General features: G+C 38.8%; 18 protein-coding genes. 11 read left to right on the forward strand and 7 right to left on the reverse strand.

What is annotated here, in order from left to right:
- Nucleotides 1-3 precede the first annotated feature (3 nt).
- From MR041_RS01980 to MR041_RS01990, 3 genes are read right to left on the reverse strand one after another with little or no spacing between them, the layout of a single operon-like run.
- Nucleotides 4-540, reverse strand: a complete 537-nt coding sequence (locus MR041_RS01980) for a DUF1697 domain-containing protein (RefSeq protein ID WP_242091904.1) — start codon at nt 538-540, stop codon at nt 4-6.
- Complete coding sequence (locus MR041_RS01985) at nt 537-1,226, reverse strand: glycerophosphodiester phosphodiesterase (RefSeq protein ID WP_242091905.1); 690 nt, start codon at nt 1,224-1,226, stop codon at nt 537-539. Before MR041_RS01985 ends, MR041_RS01980 begins: the two co-directional genes overlap by 4 nt.
- A complete protein-coding gene (locus MR041_RS01990) occupies nt 1,223-2,092 on the reverse strand; it encodes an acyl-CoA thioesterase (RefSeq protein ID WP_242091906.1) in 870 nt (289 codons plus the stop codon). Before MR041_RS01990 ends, MR041_RS01985 begins: the two co-directional genes overlap by 4 nt.
- Nucleotides 2,093-2,223: 131 nt before the next feature.
- On the opposite strand from MR041_RS01990, the gene MR041_RS01995 reads away from it, so the two are divergent.
- Nucleotides 2,224-3,021, forward strand: coding sequence for a hypothetical protein (locus MR041_RS01995; RefSeq protein WP_242091907.1), 798 nt, complete (start codon nt 2,224-2,226; stop codon nt 3,019-3,021).
- On the opposite strand, the gene MR041_RS02000 is transcribed toward MR041_RS01995, so the two are convergent.
- The 3 genes from MR041_RS02000 to msrB all read right to left on the reverse strand — a co-directional run bounded on the left by MR041_RS02000 (nt 3,018) and on the right by msrB (nt 8,095).
- Entirely contained in the window at nt 3,018-6,722 is a 3,705-nt protein-coding gene (locus MR041_RS02000; RefSeq protein ID WP_242091908.1) for a metallophosphoesterase, read from the reverse strand. The two genes, MR041_RS01995 and MR041_RS02000, sit on opposite strands and share 4 nt — an antisense overlap.
- Nucleotides 6,723-7,104: 382 nt before the next feature.
- Nucleotides 7,105-7,644 carry a peptide-methionine (S)-S-oxide reductase MsrA gene (msrA, locus tag MR041_RS02005; protein ID WP_242091909.1) on the reverse strand — a complete coding sequence of 180 codons (540 nt, stop codon included), beginning with the start codon at nt 7,642-7,644 and terminating at the stop codon, nt 7,105-7,107.
- Nucleotides 7,634-8,095 (reverse strand): peptide-methionine (R)-S-oxide reductase MsrB, encoded by a 462-nt coding sequence (msrB, locus tag MR041_RS02010; RefSeq protein ID WP_242092488.1) that lies wholly within the window; start codon nt 8,093-8,095, stop codon nt 7,634-7,636. Before msrB ends, msrA begins: the two co-directional genes overlap by 11 nt.
- Nucleotides 8,096-8,220: 125 nt before the next feature.
- Between msrB and MR041_RS02015 the strand changes: the two genes are divergently transcribed.
- A complete protein-coding gene (locus MR041_RS02015) occupies nt 8,221-9,519 on the forward strand; it encodes a Pycsar system effector family protein (RefSeq protein ID WP_242091910.1) in 1,299 nt (432 codons plus the stop codon).
- On the opposite strand, the gene MR041_RS02020 is transcribed toward MR041_RS02015, so the two are convergent.
- Nucleotides 9,486-11,870 (reverse strand): GAF domain-containing protein, encoded by a 2,385-nt coding sequence (locus MR041_RS02020; protein WP_242091911.1) that lies wholly within the window; start codon nt 11,868-11,870, stop codon nt 9,486-9,488. The two genes, MR041_RS02015 and MR041_RS02020, sit on opposite strands and share 34 nt — an antisense overlap.
- A gap of 263 nt (nt 11,871-12,133) precedes the next feature.
- Between MR041_RS02020 and MR041_RS02025 the strand changes: the two genes are divergently transcribed.
- The 9 genes from MR041_RS02025 to MR041_RS02065 all read left to right on the forward strand — a co-directional run bounded on the left by MR041_RS02025 (nt 12,134) and on the right by MR041_RS02065 (nt 26,401).
- Nucleotides 12,134-14,386, forward strand: a complete 2,253-nt coding sequence (locus MR041_RS02025) for a GH92 family glycosyl hydrolase (RefSeq protein ID WP_242091912.1) — start codon at nt 12,134-12,136, stop codon at nt 14,384-14,386.
- A gap of 49 nt (nt 14,387-14,435) precedes the next feature.
- Nucleotides 14,436-16,313: a sodium:solute symporter family protein gene (locus tag MR041_RS02030; RefSeq protein ID WP_242091913.1), complete on the forward strand. Its 1,878-nt coding sequence runs from the start codon at nt 14,436-14,438 to the stop codon at nt 16,311-16,313.
- A 1-nt stretch (nt 16,314) separates the two neighbouring features.
- Nucleotides 16,315-17,286 carry a glycoside hydrolase family 130 protein gene (locus MR041_RS02035; RefSeq protein WP_242091914.1) on the forward strand — a complete coding sequence of 324 codons (972 nt, stop codon included), beginning with the start codon at nt 16,315-16,317 and terminating at the stop codon, nt 17,284-17,286.
- A gap of 7 nt (nt 17,287-17,293) precedes the next feature.
- Nucleotides 17,294-18,367, forward strand: coding sequence for a carbohydrate-binding family 9-like protein (locus MR041_RS02040; RefSeq protein WP_242091915.1), 1,074 nt, complete (start codon nt 17,294-17,296; stop codon nt 18,365-18,367).
- Between the two features lie 10 nt (nt 18,368-18,377).
- Nucleotides 18,378-19,544 carry a glycoside hydrolase family 18 protein gene (locus MR041_RS02045; RefSeq protein WP_242091916.1) on the forward strand — a complete coding sequence of 389 codons (1,167 nt, stop codon included), beginning with the start codon at nt 18,378-18,380 and terminating at the stop codon, nt 19,542-19,544.
- A gap of 4 nt (nt 19,545-19,548) precedes the next feature.
- Entirely contained in the window at nt 19,549-20,691 is a 1,143-nt protein-coding gene (locus MR041_RS02050) for a putative glycoside hydrolase (RefSeq protein ID WP_242091917.1), read from the forward strand.
- A gap of 110 nt (nt 20,692-20,801) precedes the next feature.
- Nucleotides 20,802-23,042, forward strand: coding sequence for a GH92 family glycosyl hydrolase (locus tag MR041_RS02055; protein WP_242091918.1), 2,241 nt, complete (start codon nt 20,802-20,804; stop codon nt 23,040-23,042).
- 4 nt (nt 23,043-23,046) lie between these two features.
- Nucleotides 23,047-24,069, forward strand: a complete 1,023-nt coding sequence (locus MR041_RS02060) for an isoaspartyl peptidase/L-asparaginase family protein (protein WP_242091919.1) — start codon at nt 23,047-23,049, stop codon at nt 24,067-24,069.
- 10 nt (nt 24,070-24,079) lie between these two features.
- Nucleotides 24,080-26,401, forward strand: coding sequence for a beta-N-acetylhexosaminidase (locus MR041_RS02065; RefSeq protein ID WP_242091920.1), 2,322 nt, complete (start codon nt 24,080-24,082; stop codon nt 26,399-26,401).
- Nucleotides 26,402-26,508: the final 107 nt, after the last annotated feature.

Genomic DNA, 26,508 nt, shown 5'->3' on the forward strand with positions numbered 1-26,508 from the left:
GAATTATTTATCTAAAGTCAAAGATACTAACTTTAACATTGTTTTATAGTTTCTCGTAGTGGCGGTGACATTTAATTGTCGTTCAAAAAAATTGTTGTTGAATTTTGATTTACCATAGCCCATCTCACTGTAGAAATATATGCATTCCCTGGTTATAACAAACCGTTCCTTTTCATTGGTTAAACGCATTAAATTATGAGCCAAAACTTTATCCGGCGCCTCAAAAAGGAGCATGAAATAACTTAGCGTTTTCTCTAACTGGCCAAACGGACAGGCATGAACAATCTGATGCAGTTCACCAGGCCTTAAAATAAGAACAGGAACATGGAAGCCAAATTCGGTTGTAATGGATTTATAGATCGCTAATTTTAATGCATTTATATCCTCTTCGAAACTTTCGAATACCACATTACCGCTTTGGATATAGGTCTGAACCTTTTGAAAACCAAGTGAAGTGAACATATCTCGGAGCTCGGACATTGGCATTTTTTTCTGTCCACTTACGTTTATGCCACGTAACAAAACAATATAGGTGTTCATAAGATGTCCGGTTTGTCTGAAATTATACCATCAACACCATATTGCTTCATGCGTTTTATAGTAGCCATCTCATTTACAGTCCAAGTAATTACTTTATAGCCCTTCGCCTGGGCATATTTTACATCTTCAGAAGTTAAAAGTGTATAATTAGGATGTATGGACCAGGCATTTATGGTTTCTGCAAAATCAATTGCCTCTATCAAATTTGCTTCAGTTAACACGCCCAAAGGAATCGCTTTGTCAATCCTGAACACCTGTTCCAACTCGCCATGCTGAAAACTGGACACTAAAAAATTACTGTAATTCCAGTATTTAGTTTTGACAAAATCCTGAATAATTTCACAGGTTTTAAGAGCCGTCGATTTACCCTTTAACTCTATATTTACAAGGTACTTATCACCAACCAAATTTAAGATTTCCTCCAGAGTTGGGATGTAAAACGCACTATCAACTTTCAACTGTTTTAAATCTGACAGCGTCCATTTAGATATTTCTCCTGAACCATTGGTCATCCGATCCAAAGTAAAATCATGAAACACGACCAACTCACCTGAACCACATACATGGACATCCACCTCGACACCATCGACACCTAATTCCAATGCCAGATGAACGGCCTCCATGGTATTTTCGGTGACATAGCCCATGGCACCTCTATGCCCCATTTTTAAAAACATGTCACTCATCTTTGGCCCTTTGGTCTCATTAACCCCTCTTGTGCCACCGAAGCCACGAGCTTACCATCCCTCGTAAATATATCTCCTCGAGCAAATCCTCGTGCACCATAGGTATTTGGCGATTCCATTGAAAACAACAACCAATCGTTGTAATTAAAATCCCGAAAAAACCACATCGAATGATCTAAACTTGCCGTCTGAGTATTTCCCCAATGCGCTTTACTGGCATGCGGATTAAAGGCCGAAACCAATAGATTATAGTCCGAAATATAGGTCAAAATTTGCTGTTTTGTTGGTAAATCCAATTCTTTTACGTTTCCCTTTAACCTGAACCAAACATCATTAAAAGGTGGTAAATCTCTTCTGTCAAGTGGATTGGCTATTACTGTAGGCTTAAAATCAATAGGGCGTTCAATTTCAAAAAAGGACTTAATATTATTGGGTAAAAAGTTGTTGTACTTTCGCAAAATATCCGTCCAGCTTAGCAACTCTTCAGGCTGCCTTAAGTTGGATTTCATTTCAATGTGATGATTGTATCCCGTCTCTGTTTTATGAAAAGAGGCGGCCAAAATAAAAATAACTTTCTTCTTTTGACTCGCCGTTACTCTGCGCACGGAAAAACTGCCCCCGTCCCTTAAAACGGTAACCTCGTAATGAATTGGAATTTCTAAATGTCCGGACTCCAAAAAATAGGCGTGTAAAGAATGTAAAGTTCTATTATTTGTAATGGTTCTATATGCTGCATTAATGGCCTGTGCCAATACCTGACCTCCAAAAACATTGGGGCTTCCCGCACTTTTACTTAATCCAATGAATTCATTATTGGATAGTTTATCTAAAACCAAAAGACCAAGCAAATCATCAACTGACGTCATATTATCGGAAGTTTTAAAATATAAAACTAAAAAAATCAAATATGCTTCTACTAATTTTTGATAAATAGTTTTAAATTTTATCTTTCAACTTTTTAATCACCTTAAATCTTAAGGGCCACGTGCCATAACAAATGAAGTATCTGCTCTTTTTAAGTGTCGTGTTCTTATCTTGCGACACTGGCAAGCTGAATTTAGTTGCCAGTTTAAACAATCAATTGGATGAGTCTTCTGCCATAGAAATTGTTGAGGGATCGTCGTTGCTTTGGACCATTGAGGATTCAGGAAATAAAAATAACATTTACGGAATCGATTTAAAAGGCAGGATTGTAAAAGATATTGATGTCAGTAATTCAAAGAATATTGACTGGGAAGACCTGACTTCGGACCAGTTCGGGAACTTATATATTGGTGATTTTGGTGACAACAATAAAAAACGAAAAAATTACACAATTTATAAGGTAAACAATATTAAAGATGTAAAAAATAAGGCCAAAGCACAGGTTATCAATTTTAAGTTGCCAAAAGGATTTAAGTCCAAAGATTTTGAAGCCTTTTTTCTAATGGATAAGAAATTCTTCATTTTTAGTAAAGCCGACAACAAGAATATTTTAATAACCGTCCCAAACGTTATTGGTAATCACACAGCTGAATTTTTGACCGATTTCAATTTAAAAGGCAAGAACAACAAAATAACTTCAGCTGCTATCAGTGCGAATGGTAGGACTATTGTTTTACTGAATCATGATAAGCTTTGGAAACTGACAAATTTTAAAGGAAGCGCTATTTTTGACGGCACAATTGAGGCCCAGGTGTTTAAACATCGATCTCAAAAAGAAGGAATTTGTTTTAAGAATGACGTCACGGTTTTTATTACCGATGAACGCAACGGCCCTGAAGGCGCGAATCTCTACACCTTTCATCTGGACTAAAAACTCATCCCAAGCCCAAATGAAAATCGCAAGCCTTCCACACTATTAAAAAAGTTAAAGGTCCCGGAAAGGGTTTCTGCAGCTGTAACCCAAAAGCCACCGCCATAATCGTTATGCCATTTATCTGAAACATCATCTTTAAGCCACACTCTGCCAACATCAAATCCTCCAAAAATACCTATTTGCAGTGGCAATATATTTGTTTTAAATGAGGGGAAACCATATCTTAAATCCGCACTTCCAACAAACGAATTTCTCCCGGTAAAGCGTTCGGTTCTATAACCGCGCAAACCATTTCTTCCACCTATATTGGCAGCCTGGTAAAAAATAAAATCATCCCCAATTCTCATTTGTACTCGAGCATCCGTTTTCAAAACTAACTTTCTGTCTTTGCTCAAAGCATTGTAAAAACCTAAATTCGAATTGATAAAACCAAAGGTGTTTTGTGTATCGTTGAACTCCGTTTTCCCTCCGAGGTTCAATAAGAATGTCATTCCTCTCGAAGGATTGGTCTTATTATCAAAACTGCTATAATTAAATTCAGCCTCAAGTCCACCGAAATAGCGTCGTTTATAAAAATCAGTGCTGCTTGCCGGCATGAAATCAGTTATAAACCGATTGGCAGTACTTTCAATTTCAATGCCTTCAAAAATAGAATTGAAGCCAAAGTTACTTCCAAAATCTCCCTTTTTAATCAGGCCAATTTTCAATGCATATATCCCTGTTTTCACCCGGTTATAATCCAGATCCAGGACCTCATCATTATTAACAGTTTCATTTCCATAGCCAAAGAAGTTATTGGTAAAATTCTCAGAGGTCAGGGTAGCACCAACTGCCAAATTCCAGTCGCCAATGACGTTGGCAAACTCGCCGTCGTAGTTTAAGGAAAACCCCTTGGTTGCAAAATAATAGCCTCCTCTTAATCGATGTTGTTGAGAAAATGGATTTCGCTGAAAGCCACTTATGGTTCTCACAAAGGACATCCCGAGTAAAAATCCATCATCCGGATTGAATCCCATAGAGGGTGTAATTATATTGGCTCGAACAATATGCTTGTTAAAATCGAATAAATTCAAATTATAACTATCGGTAAACTTAATATGCGCCCCTTTGTTTACTTCAACTGTATTGGATTTGCTTTTGTGATCGTACACCTTAATTCGTCTACCATTGTGCAGTCTATAAGTGTCATTTTCCTGTCCCCCGATAAGACGAATAAAAATTAAATTAGTCCCGTCTCCAGAGACCTCAAAAACATCCTTATCATCTAATCCATAAATCCAAATTTCTTTGGTTTCGTCTTGATGAAAAACCCGATCTACCATAACTTCCCCTTTTTCACCTTTAATAATTCTGGATATAACAATCCGGGTGGTATGGTCACCCTGCCTGTTAATTTCGATAAAGTCATCCTTGTCCGTCCCGGACAAAATCACCAGTTCACTCATGTAATCGTAGTAACGTGTTGCAATGTCAACAAGATTTTTCTTTCTTCCCTTTAATTTTTCCTTTATATCGGCTAAGCTTTGATCCTGTACTTCCTCAGGCACCTTTTTAAAGGCCATGTCAATAACAGCATCGGTGATATTTTCCTGAAGAAATTTTGCGTTCTCAAGCCAGGTTTCCTTTCCGGCCTGTTGAATTAAAACGCGATCTAACCTAATGCCCGCGGCATTCATCCATTCAATATGCTTTAATTCTTCATCATAAACCTGCAACTGTTGCGTAGCTCCAGAAATTTGTCGCAGTACATCGAGAAGAGCACCATCAAAGTTTGAAAAAACCTGATCGCGATCCCGAGGTATCGGTCGGTAAATTTTATCGCCATTTTCCTGATCGAATTGTGCCCATCTCCATTGATCCTGATGGCGGTCCCAATCGCCTAGTAGCATATCAAACAGTCGAGCCCTGACAAAGTTATTTTCATCGATTTTATATTTTTCATCTTTGCGTATTTTTTCGATAATATCGTGGGTGCTCTCAATATCGTCGGCAAAACCAAAACTACGTTCGTCCGAGTAATTGTCTTCCGGACGCTCTTCTATCAGGTATAATTCACCACCATATTCAGCATTATACTTTCCTAAATGTTTATGTTTGGGAATAAAATACAGTTCGGGATTCGTATGATAGACCTCAGCAACATCTGATAAATCAGGAACAACGGCAAAGGCATAAGGATGAGCCGCTGTATAAAAATCAAAAATAAGTTCCTCTATCTCCGTTTTTTCGAAATCATCCTGAATATAATTTTCCTTGAACAATACGGTTTGTAAATATTGGGTAGCACTTTTACGCAATGCCCGCATATTTAACTCTTTGCCATCTTTTGTTTTCAGCCGGAGCGATCTGGTTTGGTGCCCTCCGCCTTTTCTCACCACTTCCAGCCCTCCATAGAGGGTGTCTAAAGTTGCCACTTTTGCTTTTATTCTGGTGCTGTAAACATCGCGATAATGGTCCCCCCAAACCGACTCGAAGAAACCGGTTACATCTGTCTCCTCTTTAGAATAAATGGAAACCTCAACTTCTTGTGGAAAAGACTCCGGAAGATCTGACACGTCATAAGTTTTATCCGCTTGAAAAATTTCCTTGGTAAACACTAATTTGGGAATGCCATTGTTCGCATCAAAAAACTTTACCCAGGTACTGCCATCTTTAAAAATGGTAAGCTCCGCAAACCCTTGTCTTCCTGAAGCAAAAAGTGCATTGTTACCTAAAGCCACCTCTGCTTCTTTTGCACCGGAACCTGAAACAATCTGTTTTATAGTTTCGTTTTCGATATACTGTAAGGTATGCTCATGACCGGAAACAAATACCATATTTTTGGCTTCATGAGTCAAGGTTTCCAAACGACTCATGAGTTCATGATAGCGCTCATTATAGCGATCCTGAACTGAAACACCTCCCTGAGTCCTGACTTGTGCAATTAATGAAGCCATACCGGGTAGAGGAATTTTCTTTTGAGTTGGAAACAGATGCTTCGACAATGGAATCTTTCCGCCATGTATCCCATTTGTATACATCGGATGGTGCATGGCAATGACCGTTGTTTTGTTTTGGGCTTTCTTAAGCTCCCCCTCGAGTTCTTCAAAAAACCGTTCCCTTGTCTTAATTTCACAATGGTCATTAATCGTGGGGTTATGGTTCCAGTTTTCCAGATACCATTGTGTATCTATTAGAATCAGTTGAACCTTCTCTCCCACATCAATTCGTTCCAATGGACAGCCATTTTCAGGTAAAAATGTATTCTTACCCAAGGCCTCTTCGACATATTTTTCCTGCCGTTTTAATCCCTTTAATCCGTTCGCATACCAATCATGGTTGCCCGGAATGAAAATGACCCTCCCCTTAAAATTTGAGACAGCAGAGATCTGCGCATTTAAACTGTTTTCGGCTTTAGTTCGATTATTGTCCTCCTTTTTTGGCATTCCAGCGGGATATATATTATCCCCGAGGAATAAAACGAAATCCCGGGTGGTTGTTTTACCCTGTAAATGCTGATTTAAGGCAGTTAGAGCCTCAGACATCCCGCCCATAGGCGAAATCCCGGCGTCTCCAATGAGATAAAAAGTAGTTTCTATGGCCTTATCTGGGATGTCATTTTCTTGGGTGTAAGGCTCGGCATACTTTGGCTTATAAGTGGCACAAGAACTTAAAAGCACCAATGCAAAAAATAATGTTTTAAAGTTAAAAGCCTTCATATGCTTACTCAGTTTACCTTAGAAATCACATAAATATAAAGCTAATATTTAAATAATGATTTCAAAAACTCAAGTTATCGTTTCATTTCATGAATTACCCCGCTTTGAACTTTTTTACTATTGTTTTTGCCAGTACACCTCCTGATTCACTACATATGTTCTGATACCAACATCAAAAAGAGCATCCGTAACCATATCTTTAAGCGTTAAAATCGAGAATAACATAGACCTCTTTACAATAGGTCATTTAATTGTATCATGAAGATTATGTGTCATACTCCTGACAATTATGCTGGAAGATTAAACAAAGTATAAACTAAGGAAGAATGAAAAACAGCATAGGTCTATCGTCCCTTACTCTGGCAATAATCACCTTTAAAAATTATGGTTTTAACTTACTATGGTGCATTTTTCTGAATTTGGTCAGTTTTGGTGTAATCACATAATTACAATAGCCTTGTGACGGATTATTATTATAATACTCCTGATGGTATCCTTCTGCTTCATAAAATCGCTCTAAGGGCTTTACTTCGGTTACAATCTTATTATCGTAAAGACCTGATAAATCGTCAATGACCTTATCAGCTATCTCCTTCTGGATCTCATCATGATAAAAAATTACAGAGCGGTATTGGGTTCCTTTGTCTGCACCCTGACGGTTTAATGTAGTCGGATCGTGAGTGGTCATAAAGATGATTAAAATGTCTTCAAATGATATCACATTCGAATCGAATGCTATTTGCACTACCTCAGCATGACCAGTTAATCCTGAACAAACTTCCCTGTAAGTCGGGTGCCCCGGTGCAAGACCTCCTGAGTAACCTGAAACGACGTTCTCAACACCCCTGACTTCATGGAATATGGCCTCTGTGCACCAAAAACAGCCACCACCCACCGTTGCTAATTGTATATTACCGCTCATCAACCCTTTCTTTTTCTAACCATATCGATTCCGAATTCACACAGTAGCGCAAACCGCTTGGTTCCGGTCCATCGGGAAACACATGTCCCAAATGGGCATCACAGGTATTACACATCACCTCAACGCGCACCATGCCATACGAGGTGTCTCTTTCGTATTTAATCGAATTTCTCTTTATCGGCTGCGTAAAACTGGGCCAACCTGTTCCAGAACTATATTTTATGGTCGAATCAAACAAAGGGGTGTTACAGCATATACAATTGTATTTTCCAGCTTCATAGGAACTGCATAAGGCTCCTGTATGTGCTCGTTCTGTTCCTTTTTCCCTCGTTATACGAAACTGTTCCGGAGTCAAAAGTTCTCGCCATTGTATTTCTGTTTTTTCTATTCTTGAATCCGGTTCCGGATTACCATTAACGGCGTAATTCATAACGTCTTTCCATGTTAACATAGACACAGTAAATAATTAATTAAACAACAAATATGTACTTTAACAGATATAAAAATTTCTTTTCAGATATCGCTCTTAATATATTCAAATTTTAGTAATTTGTGAACATAAATCTATAATACCTTATGTCGGAATTAATCGAAAAAACTGAAAAGTTTGTTTTTGATTTGTTTAAAAATGAATTGGATCAAACGTTCATATACCATAACTACACCCATACCCAAAGGGTATTAAGAAGCCTTAGGGAGATTATTGAACATATTGATATTGACAAATCCGATGCGGAAATACTTGAGCTCGCGGCATTGTTACATGATACCGGTTATACGAAAGCAAGGGAAGACCATGAGGAAGAGAGTGTAAAAATTGCAACTGCCTTTTTAGAGGATAACGGTGTTGACTCCAAAGTGATTGCATCTGTTAACCATTGCATCAGGGCCACAAAATTTAATGATTCTCCAAAATCAGAACTCGGTAAAATTATTCGTGATGCAGATGCTTCCCATTTTGGTAAACCCTATTTCAGTGAGGCCAGTGATTTTTTAAGAAAAGAACTCGAAATACAAGGAATTGCAACCTATTCGCCAAATGAATGGCTGGACAAAAACATTGAAGTGCTCACTAAAAAGCACGAGTATTATACGGATTACGCCATTAAGAATTGGCAGCCTACAAAAGAAAAGAACCTGGCCAAACTCATTAAGAGGAAAAAGAAAAGAAAAAAGAAGATAAAAACAGAGCAGTTAAAAGCAAAATACAAAGCCCAGTACAAGAATGAAAGCCCTGAAAGGGGGATTCAAACATTTTACCGCGTGGCATTAAGAAACCATATAAAGTTGAGTGATATTGCCGATACCAAAGCGAATATATTGCTTTCGGTTAATGCCATTATCATATCCCTGGTTTTGGCCAACTTAATATCTAAATTAGACAACAATGCGTATCTGGTCTATCCTACTGCTATTTTTACACTTTCTTGTGTGATATCGATGGTACTTTCCATAATTGCCACTCGACCAAATATTACGAGTGGAGAGTTCACTAAGGAAGACGTTGCGAATAAAAAGGTAAATCTTACCTTTTTTGGTAATTTTCACAAGATGAAGCTCAATGAATTTGAATGGGCAATAGAAGAACTGTTAAAAGATAAGGATTACGTCTATAAATCACTCACCAAAGATCTTTACTTTCTGGGTAAAGTCTTGGAACGCAAATACAGAATCTTAAGATTAACATACACCATTTTCATGATTGGTATGATTGTTTCTGTATTGGCCTTTGGTTGGGCCCTTAAGACCAATGATGCTGCACTCAATGATGTGTTGCCTGCTGAAAATCCCTTGGGTAGTATAATTAATGATTACAAGGAAATTAAGTCTGATAAAAACGATTACACTTTTATCTCTTTCATTAAATCATCATAGGTGTAAAAGGTTTTATCATCTCCGTCCTTCTTCTGATAAATGAGGCTCACCCGTATAGCCTTTAATCCTGTAACCCCTTGCAGGTCCTGCAACTCTAAGATTTCAATGTCATTGGCTAACATGTTTTTAGATTGCATGAACCGGACATATTTTAAATATTCTAATTCATCCTCCCTTTGAGAATAAATGATACTCATTTTACCCTTGGTCGTTACGCGTTCCTGAGTCCCTTTAATAAATGCCTTGTCCACACGCTTTTTAACAACCTCATATCTTGCATTATAAGTGCCGTCCACGTCAAATTGCTTTTCGTCCATTCTAAATCTTATGGAGAGCGGCTGATTGAATACCAAGATCATCGAAGCAACATCCAAGCCAATGGGGTAAGCGTCCTGATTTTGATAAAAATCATTCTCCATTTCATACATGACCTGCATTTGCCATAACCTTAAATTGTATAAATAAATGAGGTTAAAGCTATCTTCCTTCGTAATGGCCTCACCAATGTACATATTATGTTCAACACCATCGGTTTTAAAACGCTCAAAAAAGTGAGGGTACATAGCCTGAGCTTCTTCCTGCTTACTATCGATCAATGCAGACATATTCTTATTGATAAGAGATATGGTATTATCGTAATTCTTACGATGATAATAAACAACACCTAAAGTACTATCAATTTTATTAAAATAATCTGTAATTTCAGATTTGGCAAAATTCATTTTTTCTATAAAATAATTAAATAGTGGCTCGATATCTTCTTTAAAGAAACGTATCAATTCCTGTTCCGTATCAACTTTAAAATTGGTTTCAATTTCTTCGATATAAGATTCAATTTGAAACTTTAATTGCTCATAAATGGGTAATTGCTCTTCTTTAGGAAGTTCATTTAAGACATTTTTTACCAAAGAAAGCTGTAATGCTAAATCCTTTTGAGTAGCAGAATTTCTCGCGTTTGATGATCCCTTAACATCAATTTGACCATAAAGAGGATAAACATTATCAAATACGATCTCACCAAAGGCTGGTTTTATCCCTTTATTTTTCTGGAATTCTATTAAAAACTGTTTTGCTGCCTTTTTAAATTTCCATGACACACTCGGATGAATTGATGTACACTCCTGCTGAATGATGGCCTCAATTAAGTTTTGTTCTTCATTAATTGAGCGTTCAACTGCCGACACGATGAATGGCATAACATCAACCAGCTTATTAGCGTTAATACTGTTGAGCTCAAATGGTTTATATGAAACTATTTCCATTATACCCATAAGACCCTCATCATTCGCCACAGGAGCAAAAATCGCACTTTTGATACCTTGGTCATGCAAGGCTACAATTTGTGGCACCTTATCCTTTAACTTTGCATAAGCCTTATCTACATCTGAAACGGAGAAGTACTTTTTTTCATTTAAAAGCCGGTTATAGGACCATTCACATAAGCAGTCTTCACAACGAACACAGTCTACATTATTAATCAAAAAACTGTTGGCACCAACTCCGTAAACACGTTCAAAAGTGTTTTCCTCCCTATTGTAACTGGAAAAACCTACTTTGATACCTTTAATTCCTAAAAGAGAACTGAAAATATCGTGAAAACTATCGACAAAAGTCTCTTCAGTACACGTTTCGTCAATTATTAAACTCGACTTAATATTTGAAATGGATTGATCTTCTGTTACATCAAAAATATTTGAAATTACGAAGCCCTTAAAAATGTAACTGTTTGGGGGAAACAACTTCTTCCAGAGCTCAATGTTCTCAAAATTATCCAACAAGGCTTCATAATCCTGCCGCGTAATTGTATTGGCTTTTTCCGTCGGGATTATTTCACAAAAATCGGCATTGTATAATATCTTGTAATATCTGAGGATGCCATTCGCATCTGGGATTTCATAATAAAAAGGCCTTTTAAAATTGATATTATAGCCATAACAAAAATTTAAGATAATGGTACATGCGATAATGTAAATATCGTCCTGAGGCATGTTTTTAATATGCAGGTTAAAACCATCACCAGCTGTTTCAATAATAGTTTTAAATCGCTCTGAGGCGTTAAAGATTAAATCATGAAACGGAACAGAAGCCGTTTTTATTTCATTTTTTGACAACAATGGACTAAACGTATCCTGCAGAATGGACTGAATTTCTCTTTCCCTGGTGGTCAGTATGGACAAATCACTAAAGCCTTCTCTTAATTCCGGATAGTCATTGGCAATTTTTAGCAATTCATTGGCCTTTGCTGCCGTTACCGGGTCATCACTTTCAGCCATTGCTTCGTATTGCTCCAGGAGCTTACTAAAGCTAATTTTTAGTTCGAGAGGAGAAATAATGTTGTCGTTGATGTCCATTTCTTCTGAATATGAGATAACAAAGATACTAATAAATGATTTGGTCGTTGATTACAGGACGAACTAACACTGAAAAGGTTACAATGCCCAGGTTTAATTTTGAAGAAGGGTTTATCCATTTTCAATGCACTAATTAAGAATTAAATTTTTAAAAGTTTGCCCCCTAAATCAATGTAAACACGACATTGTTGTTGTTTAGCTTCATATCGCAGTTATTAGTCTAAAATAATTAGTCGTCATCACTAAAATAAGGATATTAGTATATGCTAAAAAAATACACGATTGTAAGTCTGCTATTGCTGTTATGTTTGTCCTGCAAAAAGGACCTCAATAGATCGGATAAAAAGGTTTTAGAAAAAAATAGACTATCCTATGTTGACCCCTTCATTGGAACCGGGGGTCATGGACACACCTACCCTGGAGCGACAGTGCCTTTTGGCATGTTACAAGTTACACCTGTGAATGGAATTAGCAGTTGGGATTGGTGTTCAGGTTATCATTATTCCGATTCCATTGCCGCGGGTTTTAGTCATTTGGCTCTGAGTGGCACCGGCATAGGAGATTTAGCGGATATTCTCTTTATGCCTGTTAATAAGGAAGTGGACTTATCGCATAAACCTGCTTCTCGAGATGAATTAGCTTATAAATCGAAATATAGTCATAACAACGAAACGGCCTCACCAGGATACTATCAGGTCTATTTAGAGGACCATAATGTCAACGTAGAATTAACAAGTTCTGAAAGAACTGCGTATCACCGCTATACGTTTAAACAGAATGACCTCCAATCCATGGTGGTCGATTTGGGTTTCGCGATTAATTGGGATCAAGCTGTTGCCACGGCCATTACCGTAGAGGACGAGCACACGTTAAGCGGCTTTCGTTTTAGTAAAGGATGGGCCAGAAACCAAAAAGTATTCTTTATAGCAAAATTTTCGGAACCCATAAGTAGCTTTAACAGTTTTGCTGATGGCCAGCAAATTGATTCCAATAGCGCTGAAGGCGTGAACACTGCCATACAATTATTCTTTAAGGGCAACCTGAGTTCCGAAGTTGAAGTAAAAGTGGCATTATCTTCTGTTAGCATTGAAAATGCAAAATTGAATTTGGATACCGAAGGATTTAATTTTGATGATAGAAGGTTCGAAGCAGAAGCGTTATGGAATCAGGCCCTTTCGAAAATAGCTGTTGAGACGGATATTGATTCCCTAAAGACGATATTTTACACGTCCTTATACCACACCCAGTTGGCTCCAGTCATATACAGTGACAAAAATGGAGAATTTAGAAAAGAAAACGACAGTATTGTCAGAGCAAATAATTTTACAGCGTATTCTACTTTATCGCTATGGGATACCTTCCGGGCAGAACACCCTCTGCTTACCTTAATAGCTCCTGAAAGGGTTCCGGACATCATTAATTCGATGTTGGCATATTATGAGACCAATACGATACTTCCGGTTTGGACACTATATGCCAATGAAACCAACACAATGACAGGTTATCATTCGATTCCTGTAATTGCGGAGGCCTATTTGAAAGGGATTACCGGATTTGATGCCGAATCAGCATTTGAAGCAATGAAAACGACAATGATGCAAGATGCACGCGGTTTGGAACAGTATAAAAAATATGGGTATATCCCCTATAATCTCCTGGATGAGTCTGTAACCATTACCCTGGAATTTGCCTACGACGACTGGTGTATTGCACAAATGGCGAAAGCACTTGGAAAAGATGATGATTTTAAATTTTTTAACGATCGCTCGAAGGCCTACCAAAACCTTTTTGATAATAAAACCGGATTTATGAGGGGCAAATCCGAAGATGGCAAATCATGGAATGAGCCATTTGATCCCAAATTTTCGAGTCACAGAGAACATACAGATTATACAGAAGGTAATGCCTGGCAACACAGCTGGTTTGTGCCGCATGCTGTAACCAATTTGGCGCAATTACATGGTGGAAACGATCTATTTACAGACCGATTGGAACAACTTTTTACCGAAAGTTCGGAAATTACAGGTGATAATATTTCGGCTGATATCTCAGGTCTTATAGGGCAATATGCACACGGCAATGAACCTAGTCATCATATAGCTTACATGTTTAATCACGCCAATAAACCGTGGCGTACCCAGTATTGGTCAAGACATATTATGAACACTCAGTACAATACTTCACCAAATGGTTTGAGTGGCAACGAGGATTGTGGACAAATGAGTGCCTGGTATGTTCTAAGTTCAATTGGTATTTACCCTATGAATCCCGCATCAACAGAATACGAAATTGGAAGTCCCGTATTTGAGACATCTACAATAAACTTAAAAGAGGGAAAAACATTTTCCATAAGAGCTGAAAATGTTTCAATTGAGAACATCTATATTCAATCTGCTACACTGAATGATGAGCCTTTTAATAAAACGACCATTTCCCATGAGCAAATTCTAAATGGTGGGACGTTACATTTGGTCATGGGAGATCAGCCCAACACGAATTGGGGCAAAAATCAATAGCTGAAAATTAAAAAAATAACTGACAATTTAGATTCCTAACCAAGCATAAATGAATTTTGTTGACGTATTAATAATTACCATATATATCACGCTGACCTTAGGTGTTGGCATTTGGATATCCAAAAAAGCTTCCAAAGGTTTGGACTCCTATTTTTTAGGTGGCAATAGTATCAAATGGTACTATCTGGGACTCAGTAACGGATCTGGAATGTTCGATGTTTCCGGAACCGCCTGGATGGTGGGCATTTTATTTCTGTATGGAGCAAAAAGTTTCATGTTCATGTGGATTTGGCCCATCTGGAATCAAATATTTATAATGATATTCCTGGCAGCCTGGATAAGGAGATCGAACATTATGACAGGTTCCGAGTGGATCTTAACAAGATTTGGAGACGATAGAGCTGGCAGGGCCTCACATCTCATTGTCGCCATTTTTGCCATTATTGCCTCCATAGGGTTTATCGCTTATTTCTTTGAAGGTGTCGGGAAATTTATGACCATTATATTACCATGGGATTTAACCTTAGCGATGGGAGAACACATTTGGTTGACCTCAGAGCAGAATTACGCTTTAATTATTATTTTTCTAACCACGATTTACACGATAAAAGGAGGCATGTTTTCTGTAGTTGCGACCGAAGTGCTGCAGTACCTCATCATGGTTTTAGCTGGTATTTTGGTTGCTATTTATGCCTTTGTAACCATTAGCGATGCACAGATACAGGCCATTATTCCCGCTGAATGGAATTCGATTTTCTTTGGCTGGGAATTGGAAGGGTTTTGGGATGGCAAACTTCAATCCTTTAATGACCTCATCGACTCCCAAGGGTATAAAATGTTTGGCGCTTTTATTGGTATGTCTTTATTCAAAGGTGTTTTTGCAAGTATTGCAGGGCCAACTCCGAGTTATGATATGCAGCGTATTTTATCTACGCGCACCGTAAAGGAAGCAGCCTACATGAGTGGATTTACTAATCTTGTTCTTTTTATTCCACGTTACTTACTTATAGGTGGTATTGTCGTTATTGGTTTGGTTTTTTTAACGCCAGAGCTAAGTAATTTATCAGGAATTGACTCCAACGATCTTGAAATCATACTTCCAAAAGTAATTAACTTTCATGTTCCCGTTGGCGTAAAAGGATTATTATTGGCAGGATTACTGGCAGCCTTTATGTCTACATTTTCTGCCTTTGTCAATTCTGGTCCCGCATATATTGTTAACGACATTTATAAAAAATATTTCAAGCCTGAAGCATCGCCTAAACACTATGTGAAAGCCAGTCATTTAGCGTCCTTTGCTATCGTTATTGTTGGAGTGATTATGGGCTTTTTTGCAGAGTCAATAAACTCATTAACTTTATGGATTACCAGTGCCTTATACGGGGGTTATGTTGCCGCTAATTTTTTAAAATGGGTTTGGTGGCGCTTCAATGGTTGGGGTTATTTTTGGGGTATGCTGGCAGGTTTAATCATTGCTACTCTGCAGTTTTTATTGGATCAGAATAAGGCGAATTTTGAAACAGGGTCTTGGCTTTTTGAATTGGCCCAAATACCGGCCATTTATGTCTTTCCAATTCTTTTCTTTGTTTCACTTTTAGGAGCCTTTTTAGGCACTTGGTTAACCCCGGCCACGTCGATGGAAACCCTAAAAAGTTTCTACAGCAATGTCAGACCCTGGGGCTGGTGGAATCCCGTTTATAAACTATTGAAAAGTGAAGATGAAAACTTTACCAAGAATACAGGGTTTGTAAGCGACATGCTTAACTGTGCAATCGGTATTATTTGGCAGTCCAGCATGATTTTATTGCCCATTTACGTCATGGTGAGAGATTACCCAAAGGCCTTATGGACCTTATTGGTTTTTATCCTGACATCAATAATATTGAAGTTTACCTGGTTAGATAAAGTGAAAAAATATAAAAATTAGAATGAAAAACAGACCTTTTCCTTGGCAAGAAAAACCGAAAGGATGTCAAGATGTTATTTGGCGGTATTCTGACAATCCCATAATTAACAGATATGATATACCGACCTCCAATAGCATTTTCAATAGTGCCGTTGTCCCTTTTGGCGATGGTTACGCCGGAGTATTTCGATGTGATAATAAGGCGGTTCAGATGAACATTTTTGCCGGATTTAGTAAGGATGGTATTCATTGGTCGATTAATCATGACCCCATTAAAATGCAACCGGGAAATACCGAAATGATCGATTCCGATTACAAATATGATCCCCGGGTTGTTTTCATAGAGGATCGTTACTGGATAACCTGGTGTAATGGATATCATGGCCCTACTATAGGTATTGGTTATACTTTTGATTTTAAAGCATTTTATCAGTGTGAAAATGCCTTCCTGCCATTTAATCGAAACGGTGTTTTATTTCCAAAAAAGATAAATGGAAAATATGCCATGCTTAGCCGCCCGAGTGATAATGGCCATACCCCTTTTGGCGACATCTATATAAGTTATAGCCCGGACATGAAATACTGGGGTGAGCATCGCTGTGTAATGAAAACAGCTGCCTTTCAAGATAGTGCCTGGCAATGCACAAAAATTGGTGCCGGACCCATACCCATTTTAACAAATGATGGATGGCTTATGCTATATCACGGGGTGATTCATACCTGTAATGGGTTTCGATATGCCATGGGTGCTGCCATATTGGATGAGAATGAACCGGATAAGGTGAAGTACAGGACACAGCCTTACTTGTTAGGACCAGCGGTTAATTACGAAATGGTAGGCGATGTACCTAATGTTGTATTTCCATGTGCCGCACTTCATGATATAGAAGAAGACAAACTAGCTGTCTACTACGGCGCTGCAGATACTGTGGTGGCCCTAGCTTTTGGTAAACTGAGCGAAGTGCTTGAATATACCAGGGAAAATAGCTTATAATTAAACCATGAACTATAGATTTACTTTTTTTAATATCATTTTAGGTTTTGTTGTTGGTTTAAGTCATGCTCAACACCTGTCACATATTATTCCACAATCCTATGTCGCTCATAAAACCTCGGAAGCTATGGTGATAGATGGTTTGGCGAATGAAGATTCCTGGAGCAAGACCCGGTGGACTCAGGATTTTATCGATATAGAAGGCGATGTAATCCCTACCTACAAAACAAATGTAAAAATGTTATGGGATGACACTCATTTTTATATTTTGGCCGATATTAAAGAACCTCATATTTGGGGCACATTGAAACAGCGCGACACTGTTATTTTTTATAATAATGACTTCGAAGTCTTTATAGACCCTGATGGCGATACACACAACTATTACGAACTGGAAATCAATGCCCTTAACACAGTTTGGGATTTATTTATCGGAAAACCTTACAGAGAACCTAACAATATTGTCCTTAACGACTGGACTTTAACTGCTTTAAAATCGGCCATTAGTATTGATGGCACCCTTAACCAATCAAACGATACCGATCAAGGTTGGTTGCTTGAAATAGCCATTCCCTTCAAGGCTTTAAGAACCGGGCGACGGCATAATAACGTTCCCTATAACACCTATTGGCGGGTTAATTTTTCTCGAGTCAATTGGGATTTCGATCTTAAAAACGGGACCTATTCTAGGAAAAAAGACAATTTTGGGAAATTTTTACCCGAATATAATTGGGTGTGGTCACCCACTGGCGTAATTAATATGCATCTTCCTGAACTTTGGGGTTATGTCTTCTTTTCCACAAAAGAAATAGGGGCAAATGAAACCTTTGAAATTCCTGACGATGAAAAAATAAAATGGAAATTATACGACCTTCATCGTGCTCAAAAAGGCTACTATCATAAACATCATAAATGGGCAAATTCTCTTCAGGAATTAAGCCCATCATCCATCAAGGCAAACAATAGATCATTAAACCCAGTTTTTGAAATCCACAGCTATGGTTATACTATTTCAATAAGGAGTCCCTTTACGGGAGATCTTTTAATCATTGATGAAGAAGGCAAATTCAAAAAGCGCTAAATTCAAACTCATGATCAAGGTACCAGCATATATAAAAACCGTACTCTATTGCAGTGTTTTAGTATTATTTTTTGATTGTTCCAAAACACAAAAAACAGAGAATCCCGGAGTTGAAAATCTTAAAATTATAGGATATGTCGCGGGATATGAAAATTTCGACCCTGCTTTAGTCGATGCTGCCAAACTAACCCATATAAATTATGCCTTCGCCAATATTGTTGATGGTAAACCTCAATTTGAACTTGATATCGATTCCTTAAATATTTCGAAACTCATAGCACTTAAAAAAACGAACCCTAACCTTAAACTACTTTACTCCATTGGTGGTTGGGTGTGGTCCAATAACTTTTCTCATATTGCTGCCTATGCGGAGAACAGGGAACTATTTGCGAAAGGGTGTATTCAACTGATGAAAAAGCACGGGTTCGATGGTATAGATTTAGATTGGGAATATCCCGGACAGCGCGGTGAAGATAACGCATTCAGACCATCGGACAAGGATAATTTTACACTACTTCTTTCGGAAATTCGTAAACAATTGGATAAAATAGAAAGCAATGATCACAAAGAATATTTGTTAACCATTGCGACAGGAGCAGATCAATCTTATATCGATCACACCGATCTTGGTAAAGCACATGTCTATTTAGACTTCATTAATGTGATGTGTTACGATTATTATCATGGATGGCATTACCAGACAGGTCATCACGCTAATTTATTTCAGTCAGATAAAGAACGGTATACAGGAAATAGCGGAGAAGAAGCTATAAACAGGCATATAAAAGCAGGAGTACCGGTGCATAAACTTGTTTTGGGCATTCCGTTTTATGGACGACTCTGGGAAAAGGTCATTCCTCAAAATAAAGGATTGTACCAAAATGCCATGTCTACAGGAATTATTATACCTTATTGGGATATTCTGAAACGAATGGAATCAGGGAAATATATAAAAGAATACGACCCTAAAGCGAGGGCGTCCTATCTCTGGAATGCTTCCGACAGCATTTTTATTTCATGGGAAACACCTCGGGACATTCAATTAAAGTCGGATTACATCATACAAAAAGGTTTGGGAGGTGCCATGTTTTGGGAATACAGTCTTGATAAAAATCAGGAATTGCTTAACACCCTCTTTGAAAGTATACAAAAAGAATCAACATCTAAAACACAGTAAAAAAATGAACATCAAACAATTACTTCTATCATTTGTATTCGTATCCACGCTTGTTGGATGCCGTCAAAATGCGGATACCCATAATAAGGCTCATCAGGAAGCTTCTCATGACATGAGTAATGCGGACATTAAAGAGGCATCATTCGATTTTGGGACATGGATAACATCGAACAGAAGGAAATCTAATGACGATTATGTATCTGAATTCAAACGATACAAATCAGGAGGTATCGATGAGATTTTAATTAATACAGGAACAGATCCAAAGGAATTGGAACGATTGGTTCCCCTGGCAAAAGCCGAGGGTCTAAAAGTACATGCCTGGATTATGGCCATGAACCGTCCCGGTGATTCCATTGCATTGCAACATCCGGAATGGTATGTTGTGAGCCGAGACGGAAAGTCATGCTATGACACACGCCCTTATGTGAATTATTACCAGTGGTTATGTCCTACAAGAGAAGCGTCAAGAAACCATGTTTTGAGTTTAGTGGAAGGACTTGCCAAAGTAGAAGGGATCGAAAGTGTGCATCTGGATTACATACGATTCCCGGATATCTTTTTACCCATTGGATTGTTGCCTAAATACAATTTGGTGCAAGATGAAGAATTACCTGAATTCGATTTTTGCTATTGTGACGAATGTATTAATGCTTTTGAAAAAGTACATCATAAAAATCCGAGAAAAATCAAAAACACTGCCATAGACATGGAGTGGAAAAATTTTAGGCTCAATGCGATAAAATCGGTTGTCGATGATGCCTATAAAATTGTTCACAAATACAATAAGAAATTAACGGCTGCAGTATTCCCTTATCCCGAAATGGCGGACCATATGGTACGTCAGCGTTGGGATAAATGGGATATAGATGAAGTCTACCCCATGATTTATCACGGTTTCTATAATGAAGAAATTGATTGGATTGGCTATGCCACCAAACAAGGGGTAACCGACATCGAATCCGAAAACATAGCATTACATACCGGTGTGTACTTACCACCTTTTAAATCTGCCGAGGAATTAAAAGAGGCCATAGTCCTGGCAAAGGAAAATGGAGCAAAAGGGGTCACATTTTTTGATGGGAACGGATTAACTGATGCCTATTTAGAGGCTATTCAAGACGTAAAATCTCAAATGGATTTGTAATACATACTTTTGAATGCGCTATCCATATCGGGAGATTAATCAATCGGTCTGCAGAAAAGGATCTGAGAAGTTCCATTAATATATAAATTTGTTTATTCGGATAATTATTCATGAAAAACCCTTGCTTCATTATTTTGTTTTGTCTGGTACACCTATTTAGTTGTACCGGTAACATAAATGAAAATGATACCTCACTGACAGCATTGGTGAACCCCTTTGTTGGCACGGATGGACCGGGCAATACCTATCCGGGTGCCTCCCTTCCTTTTGGTATGGTACAGCTAAGTCCTGATATAGGTATACCGGGATGGGACAGGATCGCTGGCTATTACTATCAGGACTCCATAATTTCAGGATTTTCGCATATGCATTTAACAGGTACAGGAGCAGGCGATTTGTACGATATTCTGGTGATGCCAACCAATAGTCGCTTTTCAAAACGCATTAAGGAAAACAACTTTAAGCCATTTTCATCTTTTTCACATGATAAGGAAAAAGCAACTCCCGGCTATTACGGTGTAGATTTACTAGACTTCAATATAAAAGCTGAACTCACCGCAACGTCAAGAACAGGAATTCATAGATACACCTTTCCTGAAGATTCTTTATCCCAAATTCATATCGATCTGGGATATGCTCTAAATTGGGATGCTCCGGTCGACACCTATATAAAAGTGGTTAACAATACCACAATAGAGGGTTACCGTAAATCAACAGGATGGGCAAAAGATCAGAGAGTCTATTTCCAAATGCAATTATCAAAGCCATTCAAAGGGTATCACCTGTTTCAGAATGATACATTGGTAACAGGCTCAGCGAGGAGTAAAAACACCAGAATCGTATTGGACTATGAAACCTCCAAGGAGGACGTCATTGTTTTGAAGACCGGAGTATCTTCTGCGAATATTGAAGGTGCTCGTAAAGCTATTGCCATCGAAGCTCCAGATTTCAATTTCGATGCATATAGAACAAAAGCAGACCGCATTTGGGAAACGGTGCTTCAGAAGATTGTCATAGAGTCCTCGGACACGGACAAGAAATCTATATTCTATACAATGCTGTACCAATCTATGTTGGCCCCTACCCTGTTGAGTGACCTTAATCAAAACTATAAAGGCGCTAACGATTCTATAATGACAGCTCAGGGATATGATCGTTACGATACTTTTTCGCTATGGGATACCTACAGGGCAGCTCATCCACTTTATACAATTTTACACCCAAATCGGGTTTCAGACATGGTAAAATCAATGTTAGCACACTACAAGGAAACCGGTTTGTTACCGGTTTGGTCTTTACAGGGAAACGAAACCAATATGATGATTGGTTACCATGCCGTCCCCGTTATTGTTGACGCTTTCTTTAAAGGCATTGATTTTAATTATGATTTGGCTTTTGAAGCCTGTAAAGCCAGTGCGATGGACAATTCCCGGCAAATCGATGTCTACAGGCAAAACGGCTACATCCCCATTGATGAACACCACGAAAACTGGTCGGTTTCAAAAACTCTTGAATACGCTTACGACGACTGGTGCATTGCCCAGTTAGCTAAAGCCTTGAATAAAGAAGAGGATTATCATTATTTTTTAAATCGATCTGAAAATTGGAGAAACGTTTTTGATCAGGAAAGTACATTTATGCGTCCAAAATACAAGAATGGGACATTTTTAGAAGACTTTATCCCCAAGGCCTACACGCCTTATTTCTGTGAAAGCAATGCCTGGCACTATATGTGGAATGTTCCTCAAAACATCGAGGGTCTGATACAGGCCGTCGGAGGCAAAGAACGCTTTGAACAGAAATTGGATTCCATGTTTACGCTGAACCCCCTTCCGGATGATAAACTGCCTATATTCAGTACAGGTATGATCGGGCAGTATGCCCACGGGAATGAACCCAGTCATCATGTAGGGTATTTGTATAATTATATAGACAAGCCATGGAAAACGCAAAATATAGTAAGGAACATCCTGGTTACCCAATATAAAAACGAGCCCAACGGGCATTGCGGGAATGAGGATTGCGGACAAATGTCATCGTGGTATGTGTTAAGTGCCTTGGGATTTTATCCGGTTAACCCGGCACAAGGGATGTATAGCATCGGGTCTCCCCTATTTGACAAAGCAACCATTAATCTGGAAAATGGTAAACAATTTAGTATTCAGGCAAATAACAATTCATCAGAAAACAAATACATTGAGTCCATATTTTTAAATGGAGAGGCCCTCCACAGGAATTACATTACACATCAGGATATTACGGAGGGAGGCACTCTGGTTATTCAGATGAGTAATCGACCAATGAAGGACACATTACCTGAAAAAGGGATTTCATCAAAAGTATATCATTAAAGTTATGACGAACAGAAGGAATTTTATAAAAAAAACAGCATTGGGCACCATTGGATTTAGCAGCCTAATAGCATGTAAACAAGACACAAAGCAAGCCCATGACCATTCGGTTACAGCGCATCAGAACACGGGTCTGAAACCTTTAATTATTTCCACATGGAAGCACGGATTCTCAGCAAATGAAGCTGCCTGGGAGACCCTTATCAATGGAGGCTCAGGAATAGATGCCGTCGAATCGGGTGTTATGGTTTCGGAAGGAGATCCCAATGAACGCAGTGTCGGTTATGGAGGTCTGCCGGATAGAGAGGGTAAAGTTACCCTGGATGCCTGTATCATGGATCATAACAGCAATTGTGGATCTGTTTCATTTTTACAAGGCATAAAACATCCCATAGCGGTGGCACGCAAGGTTATGGAAGACACCCCTCACGTTATGCTAACAGGAGAGGGTGCCCTGAAATTTGCATTGTCCAAAGGATTTAAAGAAGAAAATTTACTCACTCCCGAATCCGAGAAGGATTGGAAAAAATGGCTTGAAAAATCGAACTACGAACCGATCATAAATATAGAAAATCACGATACGATAAGCATGCTGGCATTAGATGAAAATGGAAACCTTTCCGGAGCCTGTACAACCAGTGGGGCAGCTTGGAAAATGCACGGCCGTGTGGGTGATTCGCCTATTATAGGAGCAGGTTTATTTTTAGACAACGCGGTTGGAGCCGCCGCAGCAACCGGATTAGGTGAAGCTGTTATTCGAACGGCGGGAAGTGCCATGGTGGTCGAACAGATGCGAATGGGCAAATCACCCGCCGAAGCTTGTAAAACTATCGTAGAGCGCATTTATAACATCCATAAAGACCATGAGGATATGGCCTACCTTCAGGTCGGCTTTATCGCAATCAACAAGCAAGGACAATATGGCGGATATAGTTTGCGATCGGGATTTGATTTTGCAGTTTGCGATAACACCAAAGGGAATCGAATGGAAAATGCCTCATTTAAAATGGAATGGAATGAGAACTAAAAACAATATCATGAGCAAATCAATTATTACTCTAATTTTAATGATGTGTTGCCTGGGATGCCAAAACAAGGCTTCAAAGGTATTTACGGAAGAAACTATTCAGATCATCCCAAAGCCTAAGGAACTAATGTTGAATTCAGGCAGTTTTATTTTTAACGATAAAACACAGCTATACCTTCCCGATAAACGGTATTTTAGAACCACAGACCCCTTACGCGCGAGATTCAAAACAACCGCAAACTGGGATTTAAAAGTGGCAACTGAATTGCCACCCTCTAATGTCATCCGGCTTACTGAAAATAAAAATTTAGCAGAAGAGGCTTACACACTGAATGTCAACAGCAATGACATCTCCATTGAGGCTAATAGTTATTCGGGATTTCTGTATGGACTTGAGACACTTCGTCAGCTCTTGCCTTCTGAAATTGAGCGTCAGGATGAAGTAAAAGATATGGTTTGGGAAATTCCGGCAGTTCAAATTCATGACGCACCGCGCTTTAAATGGCGTGGATTGATGTTGGACGTGTCGCGTCATTTCTTTGATAAAGATTACATCAAACAAACGATTGATCGCCTGGCTTATTTAAAAATGAACACCTTACACTTGCACTTGGTTGATGATCAAGGCTGGCGTATTGAAATAAAAAGGTATCCCAAGCTCACCGAAATAGGCGCCTACAGAGTAGATCAGGAAGACAAGCCATGGAATGGCAGGCCCACCCAGCCCGTGGATGGAGCAAAAATGTATGGTGGTTTTTTTACTCAGGAGGAAATAAAGGAGATTGTGGCATACGCCGAAAGTAGAGGTATAACTGTAGTTCCAGAAATTGAAATGCCGGCCCACGTCACGAGTGCCATTGCATCCTATCCCGAATTCTCCTGTTTAGAACAGCCTGTAACGGTACCTTCAGGAGGATTGTGGCCCATAACAGACATCTATTGTGCAGGAAAAGATTCCACGTTTGAGTTTTTGGAAAATATCCTGACTGAGGTTATGGATTTGTTTCCTTCAAAATACATTCACGTTGGAGGAGATGAAGCTACCAAGACCAACTGGAAAGCCTGTGTCCATTGTCAAAAACGAATGAAAACAGAGGGTTTACAAAATGTGGAGGAATTACAGAGCTATTTCATAAAGAGAATGGAACGGTTCATAAGTTCCAAAGGTCGTATTTTAATTGGATGGGACGAAATTTTAGAAGGCGGTTTAGCGCCGGGTGCCACGGTAATGAGTTGGCGAGGTGTTAAAGGAGGTCTGGAAGCTTCCGCTGAGGGACATGATGTTGTAATGAGTCCCGGGTCTCATTGTTATTTTGATCATTATCAGGGCCCGATGGATACCGAACCAAAGGCCTGGGGCGGATTTACACCGATAAGTAAAGTGTATGAGTTCGACCCTGTTGTAGATTCCATGACCGAGGATCAGGCCCGGCATGTACTGGGCGGTCAGGCTAATTTATGGGCCGAGTATATTCCAACGACAGCGCAGTCGGAATACATGATCTACCCAAGAATAGCAGCATTATCGGAAACTCTTTGGAGCCCGAAGGCCAATAGAAGTTGGGATGAATTTTCATCACGATTAACCACTCTATTTAAACGCTATGAATACCAGGATATAAACTATGCAAAAAGTGTCTACACGGTTACGGCGGATACGAAAGTCAATGCAGCAACAAACGACTTAACCGTGTCATTGGATACGGAATTTCCAAATACTGATATTCGGTACGTGTTAAATGACAATGAGATGGTATCCTCTGCCGAGCCTTACAGCGCACCAATAGAAATACATGCAACAACCACGATAAAGGCCTCGCGATATGTCGATAATAAACCCGTTGGGAAAGTTTTTGAAAAAACCTTTAACTACCATAAGGGTGTAGGTAAAAAAGTAACCTACAACACGATGTACAGCGATAGCTATAAAGGAAGAGGCGCAAATAATATGGTGAATATTATTCGTGGAACAAAGAATTTTCACGACGGGCAGTGGCAGGCATGGATCGGTAATGATATGGATCTCATTATAGATTTGGAACAACCGACAGAAGTATCTGAAGTAAAAATTGGTGCTATGGAAAACCAGGGGCCGGACATCTATTTCCCAACACGAGTGGAAGTGTTGTTGTCGACAGATGGAAAATCCTTCAAAACTGCAGGTATCATTGATCGTCCCTTTGAAGTGAACCCGGTAATTGTTCTAAAGGACTTTACACTTCAGTTTAATAAACAAATGGCAACTCATGTACAGGTTAAGGCCATAAGCTTAAAAAAATCTCCGGGTGGAGGCGGTGCCTGGTTATTTGTGGATGAAATAACAATAAATTAATGAAATGACTTCCAGCTATGTACTGGAGTTATTCGTCGAAAATTTTTTGATTATTTTAGCTGTAATGGCATCTTAGGGCTCATTTGTTAAAATGCGTCATTTATTTT

Origin of the sequence: Aestuariivivens sediminicola (genome assembly GCF_022662015.1) — a bacterium.
Lineage (GTDB): Bacteria > Bacteroidota > Bacteroidia > Flavobacteriales > Flavobacteriaceae > Aestuariivivens > Aestuariivivens sediminicola.